General features: G+C 74.9%; 13 protein-coding genes. 5 read left to right on the top strand and 8 right to left on the bottom strand.

Translation table 11 applies throughout. The annotated features are described in order from the left end of the window. Positions 1–3: 3 nt before the first annotated feature. Complete coding sequence (locus tag TEK04_RS20360) at positions 4–1,833, bottom strand: AAA family ATPase (protein ID WP_336406199.1); 1,830 nt, start codon at positions 1,831–1,833, stop codon at positions 4–6. Between the two features lie 30 nt (positions 1,834–1,863). Next, complete coding sequence (locus tag TEK04_RS20365) at positions 1,864–2,358, bottom strand: MOSC domain-containing protein (RefSeq protein WP_336406200.1); 495 nt, start codon at positions 2,356–2,358, stop codon at positions 1,864–1,866. An 87-nt stretch (positions 2,359–2,445) separates the two neighbouring features. Between TEK04_RS20365 and TEK04_RS20370 the strand changes: the two genes are divergently transcribed. Both TEK04_RS20370 and TEK04_RS20375 read left to right on the top strand, forming a co-directional pair. Next, a complete protein-coding gene (locus TEK04_RS20370) occupies positions 2,446–2,925 on the top strand; it encodes a pyridoxamine 5'-phosphate oxidase family protein (protein ID WP_336406201.1) in 480 nt (159 codons plus the stop codon). 141 nt (positions 2,926–3,066) lie between these two features. Continuing rightward, on the top strand, positions 3,067–5,631 hold the full coding sequence (locus TEK04_RS20375) for a SpoIIE family protein phosphatase (protein WP_336406202.1): 2,565 nt from the start codon (positions 3,067–3,069) through the stop codon (positions 5,629–5,631). Positions 5,632–5,637: 6 nt separating this feature from the next. Here TEK04_RS20375 and TEK04_RS20380 read toward each other — a convergent pair whose 3' ends face one another. The 4 genes from TEK04_RS20380 to TEK04_RS20395 form a co-directional block, all read right to left on the bottom strand. Then, positions 5,638–6,759, bottom strand: a complete 1,122-nt coding sequence (locus TEK04_RS20380) for an XdhC family protein (RefSeq protein WP_336406203.1) — start codon at positions 6,757–6,759, stop codon at positions 5,638–5,640. Then, the gene (locus tag TEK04_RS20385; protein WP_336406204.1) at positions 6,752–7,894 is read right to left on the bottom strand and encodes a vWA domain-containing protein; all 1,143 of its coding nucleotides are present in this window, start codon (positions 7,892–7,894) and stop codon (positions 6,752–6,754) included. The genes TEK04_RS20380 and TEK04_RS20385 overlap by 8 nt, the downstream gene beginning before the upstream one ends. Next, positions 7,891–8,787 carry an AAA family ATPase gene (locus TEK04_RS20390; protein ID WP_336406205.1) on the bottom strand — a complete coding sequence of 299 codons (897 nt, stop codon included), beginning with the start codon at positions 8,785–8,787 and terminating at the stop codon, positions 7,891–7,893. Before TEK04_RS20390 ends, TEK04_RS20385 begins: the two co-directional genes overlap by 4 nt. Positions 8,788–8,860: 73 nt before the next feature. After that, the gene (locus TEK04_RS20395) at positions 8,861–10,408 is read right to left on the bottom strand and encodes a GAF domain-containing protein (RefSeq protein WP_336406206.1); all 1,548 of its coding nucleotides are present in this window, start codon (positions 10,406–10,408) and stop codon (positions 8,861–8,863) included. A gap of 177 nt (positions 10,409–10,585) precedes the next feature. Here TEK04_RS20395 and TEK04_RS20400 point away from each other — a divergent pair, with 177 nt between their 5' ends. Then, positions 10,586–10,876 (top strand): YciI family protein, encoded by a 291-nt coding sequence (locus tag TEK04_RS20400; RefSeq protein ID WP_336406207.1) that lies wholly within the window; start codon positions 10,586–10,588, stop codon positions 10,874–10,876. Next, positions 10,873–11,283, top strand: coding sequence for a DUF5313 family protein (locus TEK04_RS20405; protein WP_336406208.1), 411 nt, complete (start codon positions 10,873–10,875; stop codon positions 11,281–11,283). The genes TEK04_RS20400 and TEK04_RS20405 overlap by 4 nt, the downstream gene beginning before the upstream one ends. Before the next feature lie 31 nt (positions 11,284–11,314). Here TEK04_RS20405 and TEK04_RS20410 read toward each other — a convergent pair whose 3' ends face one another. Beyond that, positions 11,315–11,785, bottom strand: a complete 471-nt coding sequence (locus TEK04_RS20410) for an OsmC family protein (RefSeq protein ID WP_336406209.1) — start codon at positions 11,783–11,785, stop codon at positions 11,315–11,317. Between the two features lie 164 nt (positions 11,786–11,949). Here TEK04_RS20410 and TEK04_RS20415 point away from each other — a divergent pair, with 164 nt between their 5' ends. After that, a complete protein-coding gene (locus tag TEK04_RS20415; protein ID WP_336406210.1) occupies positions 11,950–12,501 on the top strand; it encodes a hypothetical protein in 552 nt (183 codons plus the stop codon). Here the strand turns inward: TEK04_RS20415 and TEK04_RS20420 are convergent, their stop codons facing one another. Beyond that, entirely contained in the window at positions 12,502–14,127 is a 1,626-nt protein-coding gene (locus TEK04_RS20420) for a methyl-accepting chemotaxis protein (RefSeq protein WP_336406211.1), read from the bottom strand. It lies immediately after the preceding gene. Positions 14,128–14,423: the final 296 nt, after the last annotated feature.

Raw genomic sequence — 14,423 nt, forward strand, 5'->3', positions numbered from 1 at the left:
CGGTCAGCCGAGCAGGCGGGTCAGGGCCGGGCCGGTCTCGACGACGGCGCGCACCATCTCCGCCCGACCCGCCCCGCGGGCCGCGAGGTCCCGCGCGGCCGCCTCGGCCGCCTCGGTGGGCAGCGGGCACAGCACGTGCAGCCGGTCGATGCCGGCCAGCGCGGTCGCCGGTGGCGCACCGGCGGTGTGCAGGCAGTCCGACAGGAGGACGACGACCCGCTCGTCGACCACCGCCGGGGCCAGCTGCTGCCGGGCGGCACGCAGCGCACCGGCGAGGTCGGTCATGCCGTGCCCGCGTAGTGCGACCAACCGGCCGACCAGCTCCTCGGGCGGCACCCGCTGGCCCAGCCGCTGCAGCTCGGTGACGTCGCCGGCGAAGCTGACGACGCTGGTCGTCACCCGCTCGTCGGCGGCCAGCACCACGCCAGCGGCGGCGACCGCGGCGATGGCGACGCCGAGCCCCTGCATCGAGCCCGAGGCGTCGACCACCAGGCAGACCGCCCGCCGGTGCCCGGTCCAGGTGCGGGTGACCAGGTCCTCGGCGGCGGGGGGCCACTGCCCGCTCCACCGGTCGAGGGTGCGGTCGAGGTCGAGGTCGCCCTCGGCCCGCCGGTCGGCGACCAGCCGGCGGGTGCCCCGCGAGCGGGTCGGGCCCACCCGGGCGACCTGCACGAACACCCGGCGGGCCAGCCGGTGCGCAGCGGCGCGCAGCTCGCGGTCGGTGGCCCGGCCCAGGTCGGCCAGCAGGGCGGCGGCCGCGTCCGGGTCACGCGCGAGCAGGTCGGAGAACGCGCCCTCGTCGAGCTCGCCCACCTCGGGGCTGACCTCCTCGAGCTGCGGGTGCTGGCGCAGCAGCTCCTGGCGCGGGGTGGACCGCGAGCGCTGGGCGTCCTTGCGGCTGCGCCGGGAGGAGCTGGCCTGGTCCGGGCCCGCAGGCTGCTGCGCCTGCGGGCCCTCAGCTTTTCCCGGGGGCTCCTCCCGCTCCGCGCGCTCGTCGGGCGGCGGGGCGTCGGCCGGCCAGACGTCGTCCAGGATCTGGTCGAGCACGGCCTCCGGCGTCCGGTCGACGCCGTCCACGACCGTGACCCGGCCCGACAGCGCGGCGTGCAGGGCGTCGCGGGCGGTCCCGCGGCCGTCGGCGAGCTGCTCGCCGCGCATCTCGAGCAGACCGCCGAGCAGCAGCACGAGGTCGTTCGCTCCACGGACCGACGAGCCCGTGCGGAGGTCGGGGTGCTCCCGGGTGGCCCGCACCAGCCGGACGGCGAGGGCCACCAGCGCCGGGTGGGCCCCGGTCACCTGGGTGACGATGGCCCGCTCGGCGTCGGCGTCGGCGTAGCCGAGCACGACCCGGCACATGCGGTCGGCGATGGCCTGCCCGACCCGGGCGGTGCCGATGGCGTCGAAGGGGTTCATGGCCGCGATCAACCGGAACCCGGCCGCCGCCCGCACCCGGCCCAGCCGCGGGACGGCGATCTCGCCCTCGGTGAGCACGGTGATGAGGACGTTCAGCGTCTCCTCGGGGATGCGGTTGAGCTCCTCAAGGTAGAGCAGCCCCGACCCGCGCATGGCCGTCAGCAGCGGGCCGTCGGTGAAGCTGCTCGGCACGTACCCGTCGGTCATGACCGCCGCCGGGTCGTACTGGCCGACCAGCCGGGCCGGGGTCAGCTCGGCGTTGCCCTCGACGAACACGACCTCGGTGCCGACGTCGGCGGCGATCGAGCGCAGCAGCGTCGACTTCCCGGTGCCCGGCGGGCCCTCCAGCACGACGTGCCGGTCGGTGCGCAGCGCGACCGTGAGCACCTCGCGTTCCCGGCGCAGCCCGATGACGTCCATGCCGGGATCCTGCCTGGCGTGTGGTGCCGGTCACCCGGCGGGGTCGACCACCAGCTCCGCCGGGCCGAGGCGGAGGACGCCGTCGGAGAGCGGGCGGCAGCGCACGCCGCCGCGGCCGCGCAGGCCGCGGTGCGCACCGGGGGCCAGGACGACGTCCATCCAGCGGCAGGGGTGGGCCGCCCGACCGCCGAGCAGCGTCACCCCTCCCAGGGTGAAGGTCCGCCCCCGCAGCGCCTCGACGTCGGCCCCGCGGACGACGACGTTGCGGCGGGCCAGCAGCGGGTCGAACGACGGTGCGCCGAGGTCGGCGGCCAACGCCTCGAGCGACTCCACCGCCAGCACGGTGACCGCGGCGTCGCGGTGGGCGGGCCGGCCCGCGTACCGGTCACCGACGATGCCGAACCCGGCCCGCACGACCAGCTCGTCGCGCCGGTCGTCCTCCTGCTCGGGCACCACCTCGCCGGGCCGCCCGCCGTACCGGTGCTCCCGCGACGCCATGAGCGCGACGATCTCCACCCCGGTCACCGGTCCATGGTCCCCTCCGTGGTTCGTCCGGGCAGGTCGCGGGCATGGGAGGCCGGACCGAGAAGTGCGTTCGACGAGGAGGAACCGGTGGCCGAGCACGGTGTGGAGAAGGTCCGCGAGCTGGTGGCGGACGAGAAGATCGCGATGCTGACGACCGTCGGCGCCGACGGCTCGCTGCAGAGCCGCCCGATGTCGCTGCAGGAGGTCGAGTTCGACGGCGACCTGTGGTTCTTCGCCGAGGCCCAGGGCGGGCCCGCGCAGAGCATCGCCAGCAACCCGAACGTCAACGTCACCACCGGTTCGGGGGGCAGCTGGGTGTCGATCGCCGGGCACGGCAGCGTCGTCTCCGACGTCGCGAAGAAGAAGGAGCTGTGGAACTCCGGCGCCGAGGCCTGGCTGCCGCAGGGCCCCGAGGACCCGTCGGTGGTGCTCATCAAGGTCGACGGCAGCAGCGCCGAGTACTGGGACACCCCGGGCGCGGTGGCCACCGCGATCAGCTTCGTGAAGGCCAAGGCCAGCGGCGAGCGCGCCGACGTCGGCGAGAACGAGAAGGTCGAGCTGCCCTGACCTGCGCCGACGGGTGGGCGATCCGGCACCTGCCGGGCTCGTCCCACCCGTCGTGGTCATGCCGACGGGCCCGCGACGACGTAGGGTGACCGCGCTCGGGTCGGCATCCACCCCCGGGCGACGCCGCGGGACGGAGATCAGGTGAGCACCGGTCTCCCGTCGTCGACCCCGCTGCCCGCGGAGTCCGACCCCGCCTTCGAGCGGTTCGCCCGGCTGGTCCGGGCGCAGCTGGGCGTGCCCGTGGCGCTGGTGACGCTGGTGTCGGAGCAGGAGCAGGTGTTCCCCGGCTCCCTGGGCCTGCCCGAGCCGTGGCAGGGCGAGCGCCGCACCCCGCTCAGCCACTCCTTCTGCCAGCACGTCGTGCGGTCGGAGGAGCCGCTGGTCGTCCCCGACGCGCGGGAGCACCCGCTGGTGCGGGACAACCTGGCCATCCGCGACCTGGGCGTGGTCGCCTACGCGGGCATCCCGCTGCGCGACCAGGAGGGCGCCGTCGTGGGATCGCTGTGCGCGATCGACGGCGAGCCGCACGACTGGTCGGCCACCGACCTCGCGGTGCTGCGCGACCTGGCCGACGCCTGCAGCTCCGAGCTGCAGCTGCGCGGGGTGCAGCGGCGCACCGAGGCGATGGCCGCCGATCACGACGCCGACCGCACGCGGTGGGCGCTGGCGATGGACGCGGGGCAGGTGGGCAGCTTCGACTGGCACCTGGCCACCGATGTGCTGACCTGGGACGACCGGTTGCTGGAGATCTTCGGTCTCACCGCCGACACCTTCGACGGCAACATCGCCGCCTTCACCAAGGCGGTGCACCCCCAGGACGCCGACCGCGTGTCGCACGCCATCCAACGCGCCATCGACACCCTCGGCTTCTACGAGGCCGAGTACCGCATCGTGCTGCCCGACGGCCAGAACCGCTGGGTGCAGGCCCGCGGGCACGCCCTGCCCGACGCCGACGGCGCGCCCGAGCGGCTGATCGGCGTCGCCTACGACACCACCGCGGTGCACGACGGCGAGGCCCGCACCGCCCGCGTGCTGGAGGCCATGCCCACCGGCTACCTCTCCCTCGACCACGACTGGCGCTTCACCGTGGTCAACACCGCCGCCGAGCGCCTGCTGGGGCGCCCGCGCGACGAGCTGCTGGGCCGCAGCGCCACCGAGGCGTTCCCCGACCCCGTCGGCGGCGACGTCGAGCAGGCCTGCCGCGCGGCGGTGCGGACGCGACTGCCGCAGCACGTGGAGGCCTACTACCCGGCACCGCTGGACGCCTACTACGAGGTGCTCTGCTGGCCCTCTCCCGACGGCCTGTCGCTGTTCTTCACCGACACCACGCAGCGCACGCTCACCCAGCGGCGGGCCGAGGACTCCGCCGCTCGGCTGGCCCTGCTGGCCGCGGTCGCCCGCTCGCTCGTGGACGCCACCGACGTGCCCGCGGCGGTCGCCGAGCTCCCAGCCCTCGTGGTGCCCGGTCTGGCCGACGGCTGCGTCGTCACCCTCCTGCAGGACGACGGCCGGCCACGCGACGTCGGCTCGTGGCACGCCGACCCCGCCCAGCGGGCGGCGCTGCACCGCTACGCCCAGGTGCGCCTCGGCGCCCAGTCGCTGACCTCCCCGCTGGCCCGCGCCCTGGCCGGCGGGGAGGAGGTGCGCGCCACCGCCGCCGAGGTGCGCGCCACCCTCGCCCCCGGTGAGGCCCTGGACCTCTACGGGGCGATGGACGTCGCCGACTGCCTCGTGCTGCCCATCCGCGGCCGCGACCGGGTGCGCGGTGCGCTGACGCTGTTCTCCGGCCCCGGGCGGCCCCGCGACCTCGACGACGAGTCGACCGCGCGCGACGTCGCCGACCGGGTCGGGCTGGCCCTGGACAACGCGGCGCTGCTGATGAGCCAGTCGCAGGTGGCCGAGGGCCTGCAGCGCAGCCTGCTCACCGAGCCGCCGGCGCCCAACCACTCCGAGATCGTGGTCCGCTACATCCCGGCGACCGAGTCGGCCAAGGTCGGCGGCGACTGGTACGACGCGTTCCTGCAGCCCAGCGGCTCGACGATGCTGGTCATCGGCGACGTCGTGGGCCACGACATCGAGGCCGCCGCGGCCATGGGGCAGCTGCGCGGCCTGCTGCGGGGCATCGCCGCCTACAGCGACGCCGGCCCGGCCGAGGTGCTGCGCGGGCTCGACGCCGCGATGCAGGTGCTGCAGGTGCCCACGCTGGCCACCGCCGCCGTCGCCCGGTTCGAGCAGACCGCCGAGGAGCTGCTGCGCGGGGTGACCCGCATGGTCTGGTCCAACGCCGGCCACCTGCCGCCGGTCGTCGTGCACCCCGACGGCTCGCTGGCCGTCCTCGCCGACTGGCGCGGCAACCTGCTGCTGGGCGTCGACCCGGCCACGAGCCGCACCGAGCAGGTCATCACCCTCGACCGCGGCTCGACGATCCTGCTGTTCACCGACGGCCTGGTCGAGCGGCGGGCCAGCACGCTCGACGACGACATGGCCCGGCTGTCCGAGGCCGTGGTGGACCTCGCCGGGGGCACGCTGGAGGAGCTGTGCGACGGGCTGGTGGCCCGGCTGGTGGACGGTCGCAACGACGACGACATCGCCCTGGTCGCCGTCCGGCTGCACCCGCAGGACCGGCCCCGGCCGGCCGAGGCCGGGCCCACCTCGGTCCCGCTCGGCCTGCCCGCCGACCCGGCCGACCACCTCACCCCGGGCTGAGCGCGCTCACCGGTCGGCGGAGGCGTGGATCGGCCCGCTGGCCCCGGTCAGCCGCTCGCCCGACCCGCCCCAGCGGCCGGCGATGATCTCCGCGGCGATGCTGATGGCGGTCTCCTCGGGGGTGCGGGCGCCCAGGTCCAGGCCGATCGGGCTGGACAGCTTCGCGAGCTGGTCGTCGGTGAGGCCCGCCTCGCGCAGCCGCTCCAGCCGCTCGTCGTGCGTGCGCCGTGACCCCATCGCGCCGACGTAGGCGACGTCGAGGTCGAGGGCGACCTCGAGCAGCGGGACGTCGAACTTCGGGTCGTGGGTGAGCACGCAGAGCACCGTGCGGGCATCGATGCGGCCGGCGTCGACCTCGGCCTGCAGGTAGCTGTGCGGCCACTCGACGACGACCTCGTGCGCGTCGGGGAAGCGGCGCGCGGTGGCGAAGACCGGCCGGGCGTCGCAGACGGTGACCCGGTAGCCGAGGAAGGCCCCGACCCGGGCGACGGCGGCGGCGAAGTCGATGGCGCCGAAGACCACCATGCGGGCCGGCGGCGCGAAGCTGGAGACGAAGAGGGTGAGCTCGTCGCCGCGCCGCTCGCCGTCGTGGCCGTAGGTCATGGTCGCGGTGCGGCCGGCGGCCAGCATGCCCCGCGCGTCGTCGGTGACGGCGTCGTCGAGCCGCCGGGAGCCGAGCGTGCCCGACGTGCGGTCCTCCCAGACGACCAGCCGGTGCCCCAGCCGGTCCTCGGGCCCCCGGACGACGGTCACCGTGGCCACCGGCTCGTGCGCGGCGACGGACTCGGCGACCTCGCCCAGCTCGGGGAACGTCTCGCGCGAGATCGGCTCGACGTAGACGTCGAGGATGCCGCCGCAGGTCAGGCCCACGGCGAAGGCGTCGTCGTCGCTGACGCCGTAGCGCTCGAGGGTCGGGGTGCCCTGGGCGACGACGTCCTTGGCCTCCTCGTAGACCGCGCCCTCGACGCACCCGCCGGAGACGCTGCCCACCGCGGTGCCGTCGGGCCCGACCAGCATCGAGGCCCCGGCCGGCCGGGGCGCCGACCGCCAGGTGGCGACGACGGTGCCCATGCCGACGGTCTCCCCCGCCTCCCACCACCCCACCAGGTCCGCGAGCACATCACGCACGTTCGATCACTCCTGCCAGTTGCTCGAAGGCGGCGAGGCTGTGCCCGGCCACGAAGTGGTCAACCGCGGGCAGGGCCGCCTGCATCCCGCCGGTCAGCGGCTCGTACCCGGCCCGGCCCTTGTGCGGGTTCACCCACACCACGCTGTGCGCCAGCCGCTGCAGCCGGCCCATCTGCTCGGCCAGCAGCTCGGTGCCCCCGCGCTCCCACCCGTCGCTGCACACCACGACGACCGCGCCCCGGGCGGTGCCGCGCTGGCCCCACCGGTCGAGGAAGGCCTTGAGCACCTCCCCGATGCGGGTGCCGCCGGACCAGTCGGGGATGGCGTGCCCGCTGGCTGCCAGCGCCTTGTCCGGGTCGCGCAGCCGCAGCTCGCGGGTCACCCGGGTGAGCCGGGTGCCGATGGTGAACACCTCGGTGGAGGACGGCCGGGCCCGGACGGCGGCGTGCGCGAAGCGCAGCAGCGCGTCGGCGTAGGGGCTCATCGAGCCCGACACGTCGACCAGCAGCACCACCCGCCGGGGACGGGGTCGGGGACGGCGGTGGCGCAGCGAGGTGATCTCGCCGCCGTCGCGCAGCGCGTGCCGGATGGTGCGGGCCATGTCGACCCCGCCGTGGTGGTCGGGCCGGCGTCGCCGGGAGGGCCGCATCGGCGCGGCGGGCACCAGCAGCGCGAACAGCCGGCGCAGCTGGTCGCGCTCGGCCACGGTGAGGTCGGCGACGTCGCGGCTGCGCAGCACCTCGGCCTCGCTGGCCGCGGCCTTCAGGTCCGGCGCCTCCTCCTCGGACTCGCTGCCGTCACCCTCGGGCGCGCTCAGCGGCGCCGACTCCGCCAGCCGCTGCTCCTGCTGGGCGGTGGAGCGGCTGCGCCGGGGGGCCTCGCCGGCGAACCAGGCGTGGAACGCGGCCTCGTAGCGGTCGAGGTCGTCGGGGCTGCCGCACAGGGTCAGCCGTCCGGCCCAGTAGACGTCGCCGGGGTCGAGCACGTCGAGGTGGCCGACGGCAGCGAGCATCGCCTCGACCCGGTCGGGCGAGGCGGCCACCCCGGCGTGCCGCAGCGTGCGGGCGAACCCCAGCACCACCTCGACGACGTCCCGCTGCCGCCGCTCGCCCGCGGCGAAGGCCAGGGAGGTCATCCGAAGAGCGCGCCGCGGGTCAGCGCGTGCACCCGGTCGGTGTCCTCGCGGTACTTCAGCACCGCGCCCAGGGTGCGGGCTGCGGTGTCGGGGTCGAGCTCGCGAGCACCCAGGGTGTGCAGCGCGGTGGCCCAGTCCATCGCCTCGGCGATGCCCGGCGGCTTGAGCAGGTCGAGGCTGCGCAGCTTGGCCGTGGCCCGGGCGACCTGGCGGGCGAGGTCCTCGGTCACCTGCGGCAGCCGGCTGCGCAGGATCGCCACCTCGCGGTCGAAGTCGGGGTGCTCGAGCCAGTGGTAGAGGCAGCGGCGCTTGAGGGCGTCGTGCACCTCGCGCGTGCGGTTGGAGGTCAGCACGACCAGCGGCGGCACCGCGGCCCGCACGGTGCCCAGCTCGGGGATGGAGATGGTGAAGTCGCTGAGCAGCTCGAGCAGGAAGGCCTCGAACTCGTCGTCGGCGCGGTCGACCTCGTCGACCAGCAGCACGCTCGGGGAGTCCTCCAGCGCCTGCAGCAGCGGGCGGGCCAGCAGGAACCGGCGGTCGTAGAGCCCGGCCTCGAGCTGCGCGGTGTCCCCGCCCGCCCCGGCGGCCTCGGCGGCGCGCAGGTGCAGCAGCTGGCGGCCGAAGTCCCAGTCGTAGAGCGCCTGGCTGGCCTCGAGGCCCTCGTAGCACTGCAGGCGGTACATCGGGCGGCCGGTGACCTCGGCGAGCGCGTGCGCCAGCGCGGTCTTGCCGACGCCGGCCTCGCCCTCGAGGAACAGCGGGCGGTGCATGGCCAGCGCGAGGTACGCCGCCGTCGCCAGGCCCTCGTCGGGCAGGTAACCGGTGCCCCGCAGTGCCTCCGCGAGGCCGTCGGGGTCCGTCGGCGCGGACGGGGGCGCTGTGGGCTGGCTCACCAGCCCACTTTCCCACGGGCCCGGCGGGCCTGCGTTGCACCGGGTTGCACCGGGGCCCGGGCCCCGGTGGGGTTCAGCCCAGGATCGCGCGGGTGACCGCCACCTGCTCGGTCAGCACGCCGCCGATGACGGCCTGCGTCTCGTTGATGGTCTCGATGACGGTGCCGATCGACGCCAGCGACCCGACCACCGCGTCGACCTGCTCCTGGATGGCGTTGATCTTGGCGTTGACGTCGGTGGTGGCCGCCGCGGTCTCGCGGGCGAGCTCCTTGACCTCGTTGGCCACGACGGCGAAGCCGCGGCCGGCCTCGCCGGCCCGGGCGGCCTCGATCGTGGCGTTGAGCGCGAGCAGGTTGGTCTGGGCGGCGATGCTGCCGATGGTGTGCGCGACCAGCCCGACCTGCTGGCTGGACTCACCCAGCTGGGCCACCACCCGGTTGGCCTCGTCGGCCAGGGTGCGCCCCTCGCTGGCCACGGTGGTGGCCGACAGCACGTTGCGCTCGACCTCCTCGATGGACAGCACCAGTTCCCGGCCCGCGCTGGTGAGCTGCTCGGTGGCGGCGATGCGGTCCAGCGCCTGGCCCAACAGGTAGGCGGTGTTGCGCAGGGCGGCCTCGCGGCCGGCGGACAGCACCATCGTCCAGGTGGCGAAGAAGTCCATCGTGCCGATGACCTCGCCGCCGACCATGATCGGCAGGCAGACACCGGACTTGACGCCCGCCTTCTGCGCGACGGGGGCGCGCACGCAGTCGGTCATCTCGCCCAGGTCGGGGACGAAGAAGAGGTCCCGGTTGCGCCAGGTGCGCCCGGCCAGGCCCACCCCCGGGGCGAAGGTGGCCGACAACGTCACGGCGCGGAACTCGGGACCGGCGTCGCCGGACTCGCGGTCGAAGCGCAGGACGCCGGCGGCCGGGTCGACCCGCCAGAAGGAGGCGTAGGCCCAGCCGAAGCCGGTGCGGATGGTCTCCAGGGCCATGCCCAGCGCCTGCTCGGCGTCCTGGGCGGTGGTCAGCTGCTGCAGCACCGAGGTGACGGCGGCGACGTCCTGGGCGGTCTTGCGGTCGGCCTCCATCGCCACGAACCGGGCGATGCTCTGGGAGACCAGGGTGCCCACGCAGCGCAGGGTGGCCAGCCGGCGCGGGTTGGGGGTGAGCTCCTTCATGCAGAAGAAGTCCATCGTGCCGGTCACCTCCCCGTCGGTGAACAGCGGGAAGCAGATGCCCGAGCGGACGCCGACCTTCTGCGCGACGGGGGCCCGCACGCAGTCCTTGACCTCGCCCAGGTTGCTGGTGAACACCAGGTCGCGGGTGGACCAGGCGCGCCCGGACAGGCCCACGCCCTTGGCGAAGGTGGCCGTGGCGGTGACGGCGGCGAACTCCGCGCTGACCGACCCGGCCTCGGAGGAGAAGTGCAGCGTCTTGTCCTTGGGGTCGATGACCCAGTGCGAGGCGTACGCGTACCCGAAGGCGTCCTTGACCGCGGTCATCGCGGCCACCACGGCGCTGCGGGTGTCCGTGGCCGACGCCAGCGCGTTGACCACCGCGGTCACGGCGTCGACGTCCAGCTCCGCCTCGCTGGGTGCGGCGGTGTCGGGCCGGGCGGCAGAGCGGCTGGCGAACACGGGCTCTCCTCGGGGTCGCGTGCACCTGGTGGTGCACACCCCTGTTCTCGACCGCGCGCACGACATGTACAGCCCAAATACGAGAACCACCACTACGGGGGACCACCGCGCGCCGGTCGGCGACGGGCTCGGGAGGAGGATCGACCGGGCAGCCCGCCGTCGTCCTGGAGGTTCCCCGTGATCGTCGCCGTCACCTACCGCTACACCGAGGACGTCGCCCTGCGCGACGAGGTGCGGCCCGCGCACCGCGACTTCCTGCGCGGGCTGGCCGACGCCGGCTCGCTGCTGCTGTCGGGCCCGTTCGGCCCGGCCGCACCGGCCGGGGCCCTGCTGCTGTTCCGCGCCGACGACCAGGCGCAGGTGCAGGCGTGGGTCGACGCCGACCCGTTCGGCACCCGCGGCGTGGTCGCGTCCGCGACGGTCACCGAGTGGGACCCGGTGCTGGGCACGCTGCTGCCCGCGCTGTGAGCGGCGTCCGCCCCGGGCCGCTGCGCTGGCTCTGGTACGCCCTCGGTGGCGCGCTGCCCGAGCGGCACCGCACCTGGGTGCTGCACGACACCACCACCCGCACCTGGGCGCTGCGCCACCTGGCCCGGGCGGCGGTGCAGCTGGCGATCCCGGTCGCCCTCGTGCTCACCCTGGTCCCCGGCCCGTTCTGGATCCGGGCGATGGCCGCGCTCGGGGGTGTCGCGCTCGGGCTGATCTTCTCGATCGCCTACATGCCGGAGACCACCGAGCACCGGCTGGTCAAGGCCGGTTACCCGGCGGGCACCGCGCACGCCGCCCACGAGGCCGCCCAGAAGCAGCGGCAGCTCGAGGAGTCCGCCCGCAAGCGCGCCGCCGCGGCCCGCCGGGCCCAGCGGCACCGCGGCTGACGCCCCCTCGCCGCGGAGGGGGTCGACCCGGTCAGAGCGCGGCGCGGGTCCAGTCGCTCGAGTACTGCAGACCGGAGCGCTGGAACAGCTGCGTGACCGGGCAGCGGCGCTCGGTCTCGGTGCGCAGCTGCTCGAACGTGGCCTCGTCGGCGTCGGTCTGCACGGTGGCCCGCACGCTGACGGCGTCGAAGTTCGCGTCGCCCTCCTCGCCGCCGACCATCACGGCGGTGTCCAAGTCGCCCTGCACGTCGAAGGTCCAGGCGCCGAGGGTCACCCCGAGCTCCTTGGCCACGATCGAGGCGGTGATCTGGTTGCACGAGCTCAGCGCGCCGAGCGCGTACGAGAGCGGACTGGGCGAGGCGTCCCGGCCGCCGAAGGCCGGGTAGGTGTCGACGTCGAACTCGTGCCCGGCGTCGCCGCCGACGGTCACGCGCTGGCCGACACCGGAGCCCTCGGCGTGGTGGGTGAAAGGGACGACGGTCGCCTTGGGGCGGGTGGCCACGGGTGGACCTCCTCGGGGTGGGGGGCGTGCTCCGCCGGGGTTCGACGGGAGCGCACCGTCCAGTTCACCGGCTCGCGTCGCATCCAGCACCTCGGCGGCGGCGGCACCGCCGACGTCGGCCGTGCGCGCGCGCCGCCACCGGGGTCGGCGGGCATGATCGCCGGGTGGACGGTGCTGCGGACGGTTCGAGGGAGGCGACGCTGGCCCGGTTGCGACCCCTGCTGCGCGCGGTGCACGAGGCGCTGGTCGCCGGGGTGGCCGTGAGCCGGCAGATCCACCGCCAGCACGGCTGGCGGCCCGCGGCCGACCCGCACCTGGACCGCCAGCTCGTGCGCCGGCACGCCATGGAGCAGCTGCGGCCGTGGGCGGCCTCGGTCGGCGAGCAGCTCACCTTCGACGTCGGCGACACCGGCGGGGAGAACCTCGGGTTGCCGATGAGCGGGCTGATCATCACCACCGACACCGACGTCGTCCGGGTGTGGCACTCCGAGGACGGCGAGCTGCCGCCCGGGGACACGTCGGCGCTGCGCGCGTTCTACGCGCAGACGCCGACGACCCAGCTCGCCCTGGACGGCGCACCCCCGGTCGGCAACCACCTGGCCCTGCTGTGGGCCGACCGGGAGGGCGCCCTCACCCGGCTCGAGCTGGTCCGCCCCTGGGCCCGGGGCGGGCGGCACCCCGAGGCCGACTGGCGCGTGGACCTGCTGCGCCGCTGATCAGTAGGTGAACTGGGCGACGGTGCTGCGCAGGTCAGCAGCCATCAGCGCCAGCTTCCCGACCTCCTCCCGGGTGCCGGCCAGCGTCTGCGTGGTCTGCGTCGAGGCCGCCGACACCGACGACACGTTGGTCGCGATCTCCTCCGACCCGCCGGCGGCCTCGGCGATGTTGCGCGACATCTCGTTCGTCGTCGCCGTCTGCTCCTCCACCGCGCTGGCGATGGTCAGCTGGAAGTCGTTGATCTGCCCGATCACCTCGCCGATGCGCCCGATGGCGGTGACGGCCTGCCCGGTGTCGGTCTGGATGGCCTCCACCCGGCGGGCGATGTCCTCGGTGGCCCGCGCCGTCTCCTGTGCCAGCTCCTTCACCTCGTTGGCCACCACCGCGAACCCCTTGCCCGCCTCACCGGCACGGGCGGCCTCGATGGTGGCGTTGAGCGCCAGCAGGTTCGTCTGCTCGGCGATCGAGGTGATCACCTTCACCACGTCCCCGATCTCCTTGCTCGACAGCCCCAGCTTGTGGATCGTCTGGTTCGTCGCCTCCGCCTCGGTCACCGCACCCGCGGCCACCCGAGCAGCCTCGTTGGCGTTCTGCGCGATCTCCCGGATCGAGGCGCTCATCTCCTCCGCACCCGCGGCCACCGTGGCCACCGACCGCGAGACCTCCGACGCCGCCCGGGACACGACGTCGGTCTGTGCCGAGGTCGCCCGGGCCGAGTCCGCCATCGCCCCGGCCGAGCCCTCCAGCTGCCGGGTCGAGGTCGCCACCGCCTCGGCCGCGTCGCGGGCCCCCGCGAGCACCTCGCCCAGGACCGCCCCGACCTCGTTGAGCGCCGTCGCCATCTGGCCGGCCTCGTCGGCACCGCGCACGGGCACCCGCACCGACAGGTCCTTGGCCGCGATGCGCTGCAACCCGTCGCGGACCTCCCGCACGCCCCGGGTGACGCTGCGGGCGATCGCCGTCCCGATGAGGACCGTGACCAGCAGCGCGGCCGCGGCCGCGAGGACCGACACGAGGCGGGTCGTGGCCGCGGCGTCGGCCCGCTCGGCGGCCAGGTCGGCCACCCGGTCGTCGACGGCGGCGACCAGGTCGTCCATCCCGCCGGCCAGCACGTAGTAGATGTCCCACTTCGGCCCGGCCGAGACCGCGTCGCCCTCGTCGAGCTGCCCGGCGGCCCACAGGTCGAAGATCTGGTCGTTGTACTGCGCCATCGCCGTCCAGTTCTCCTGGACGACGTCCAGGGCGGTCCGACCGTCGGCGGTGAGCTCGGAGCGGTCCAGGTCGAAGACCCGCTCGAAGTCGACCACCGCTTGGCGGTAGGTCGTGACGTTGTCCCCGTCGGGGGCGGCGGCCACCTCACCACCGTCCACCCGGGACTTCCAGGCCGTGATGTTCTGCCAGTTCGTGGCCCACAGCAGGTCGTACTTGGCCGTCTGGACCTCGTCCTGCACCTCGACCGCGGCCTGCATGCGTCCGCTGAGGTCGTCGGACACCGCCTGGCCGTGCAGGGCCAACCCGCCGACGGCGACCAGCCCCACGCTGCTGGTGACCACGAGCGCGGCGATCTTGGTGGCGATGGTGCGGTCGCTCCACCAGCGTGCGAGGGACCTTCGGGTGACGGGCAACGTCGCTCCTCCGCGATCCGCGTGCTCCGGGTGGAGCACCTGGACGGACCGCTGTCGGAGGAGTCCTCGACCGTTGCCCCGGCTCACTGAACCCGGGAGGGCCGGAAAGAGAAAAATACTTCAGTGATGAGGCATCCCGGGTGTCCATGTCGACACCCGGGACGCCCGTTCAGACGACGTGCTGCTGGTCGGCGGTGCCCAGCACCCGGGGCCAGCCGGTCGGGGCGACGACGTCCTCGGGCCGCAGGTCCTTGACGTCGCGGTGGCCGAGCCCGAGGACGGCGGAGTCGATGCCG

It is taken from the genome of Klenkia sesuvii, assembly GCF_037083825.1.
Classification (GTDB): domain Bacteria; phylum Actinomycetota; class Actinomycetes; order Mycobacteriales; family Geodermatophilaceae; genus Klenkia; species Klenkia sesuvii.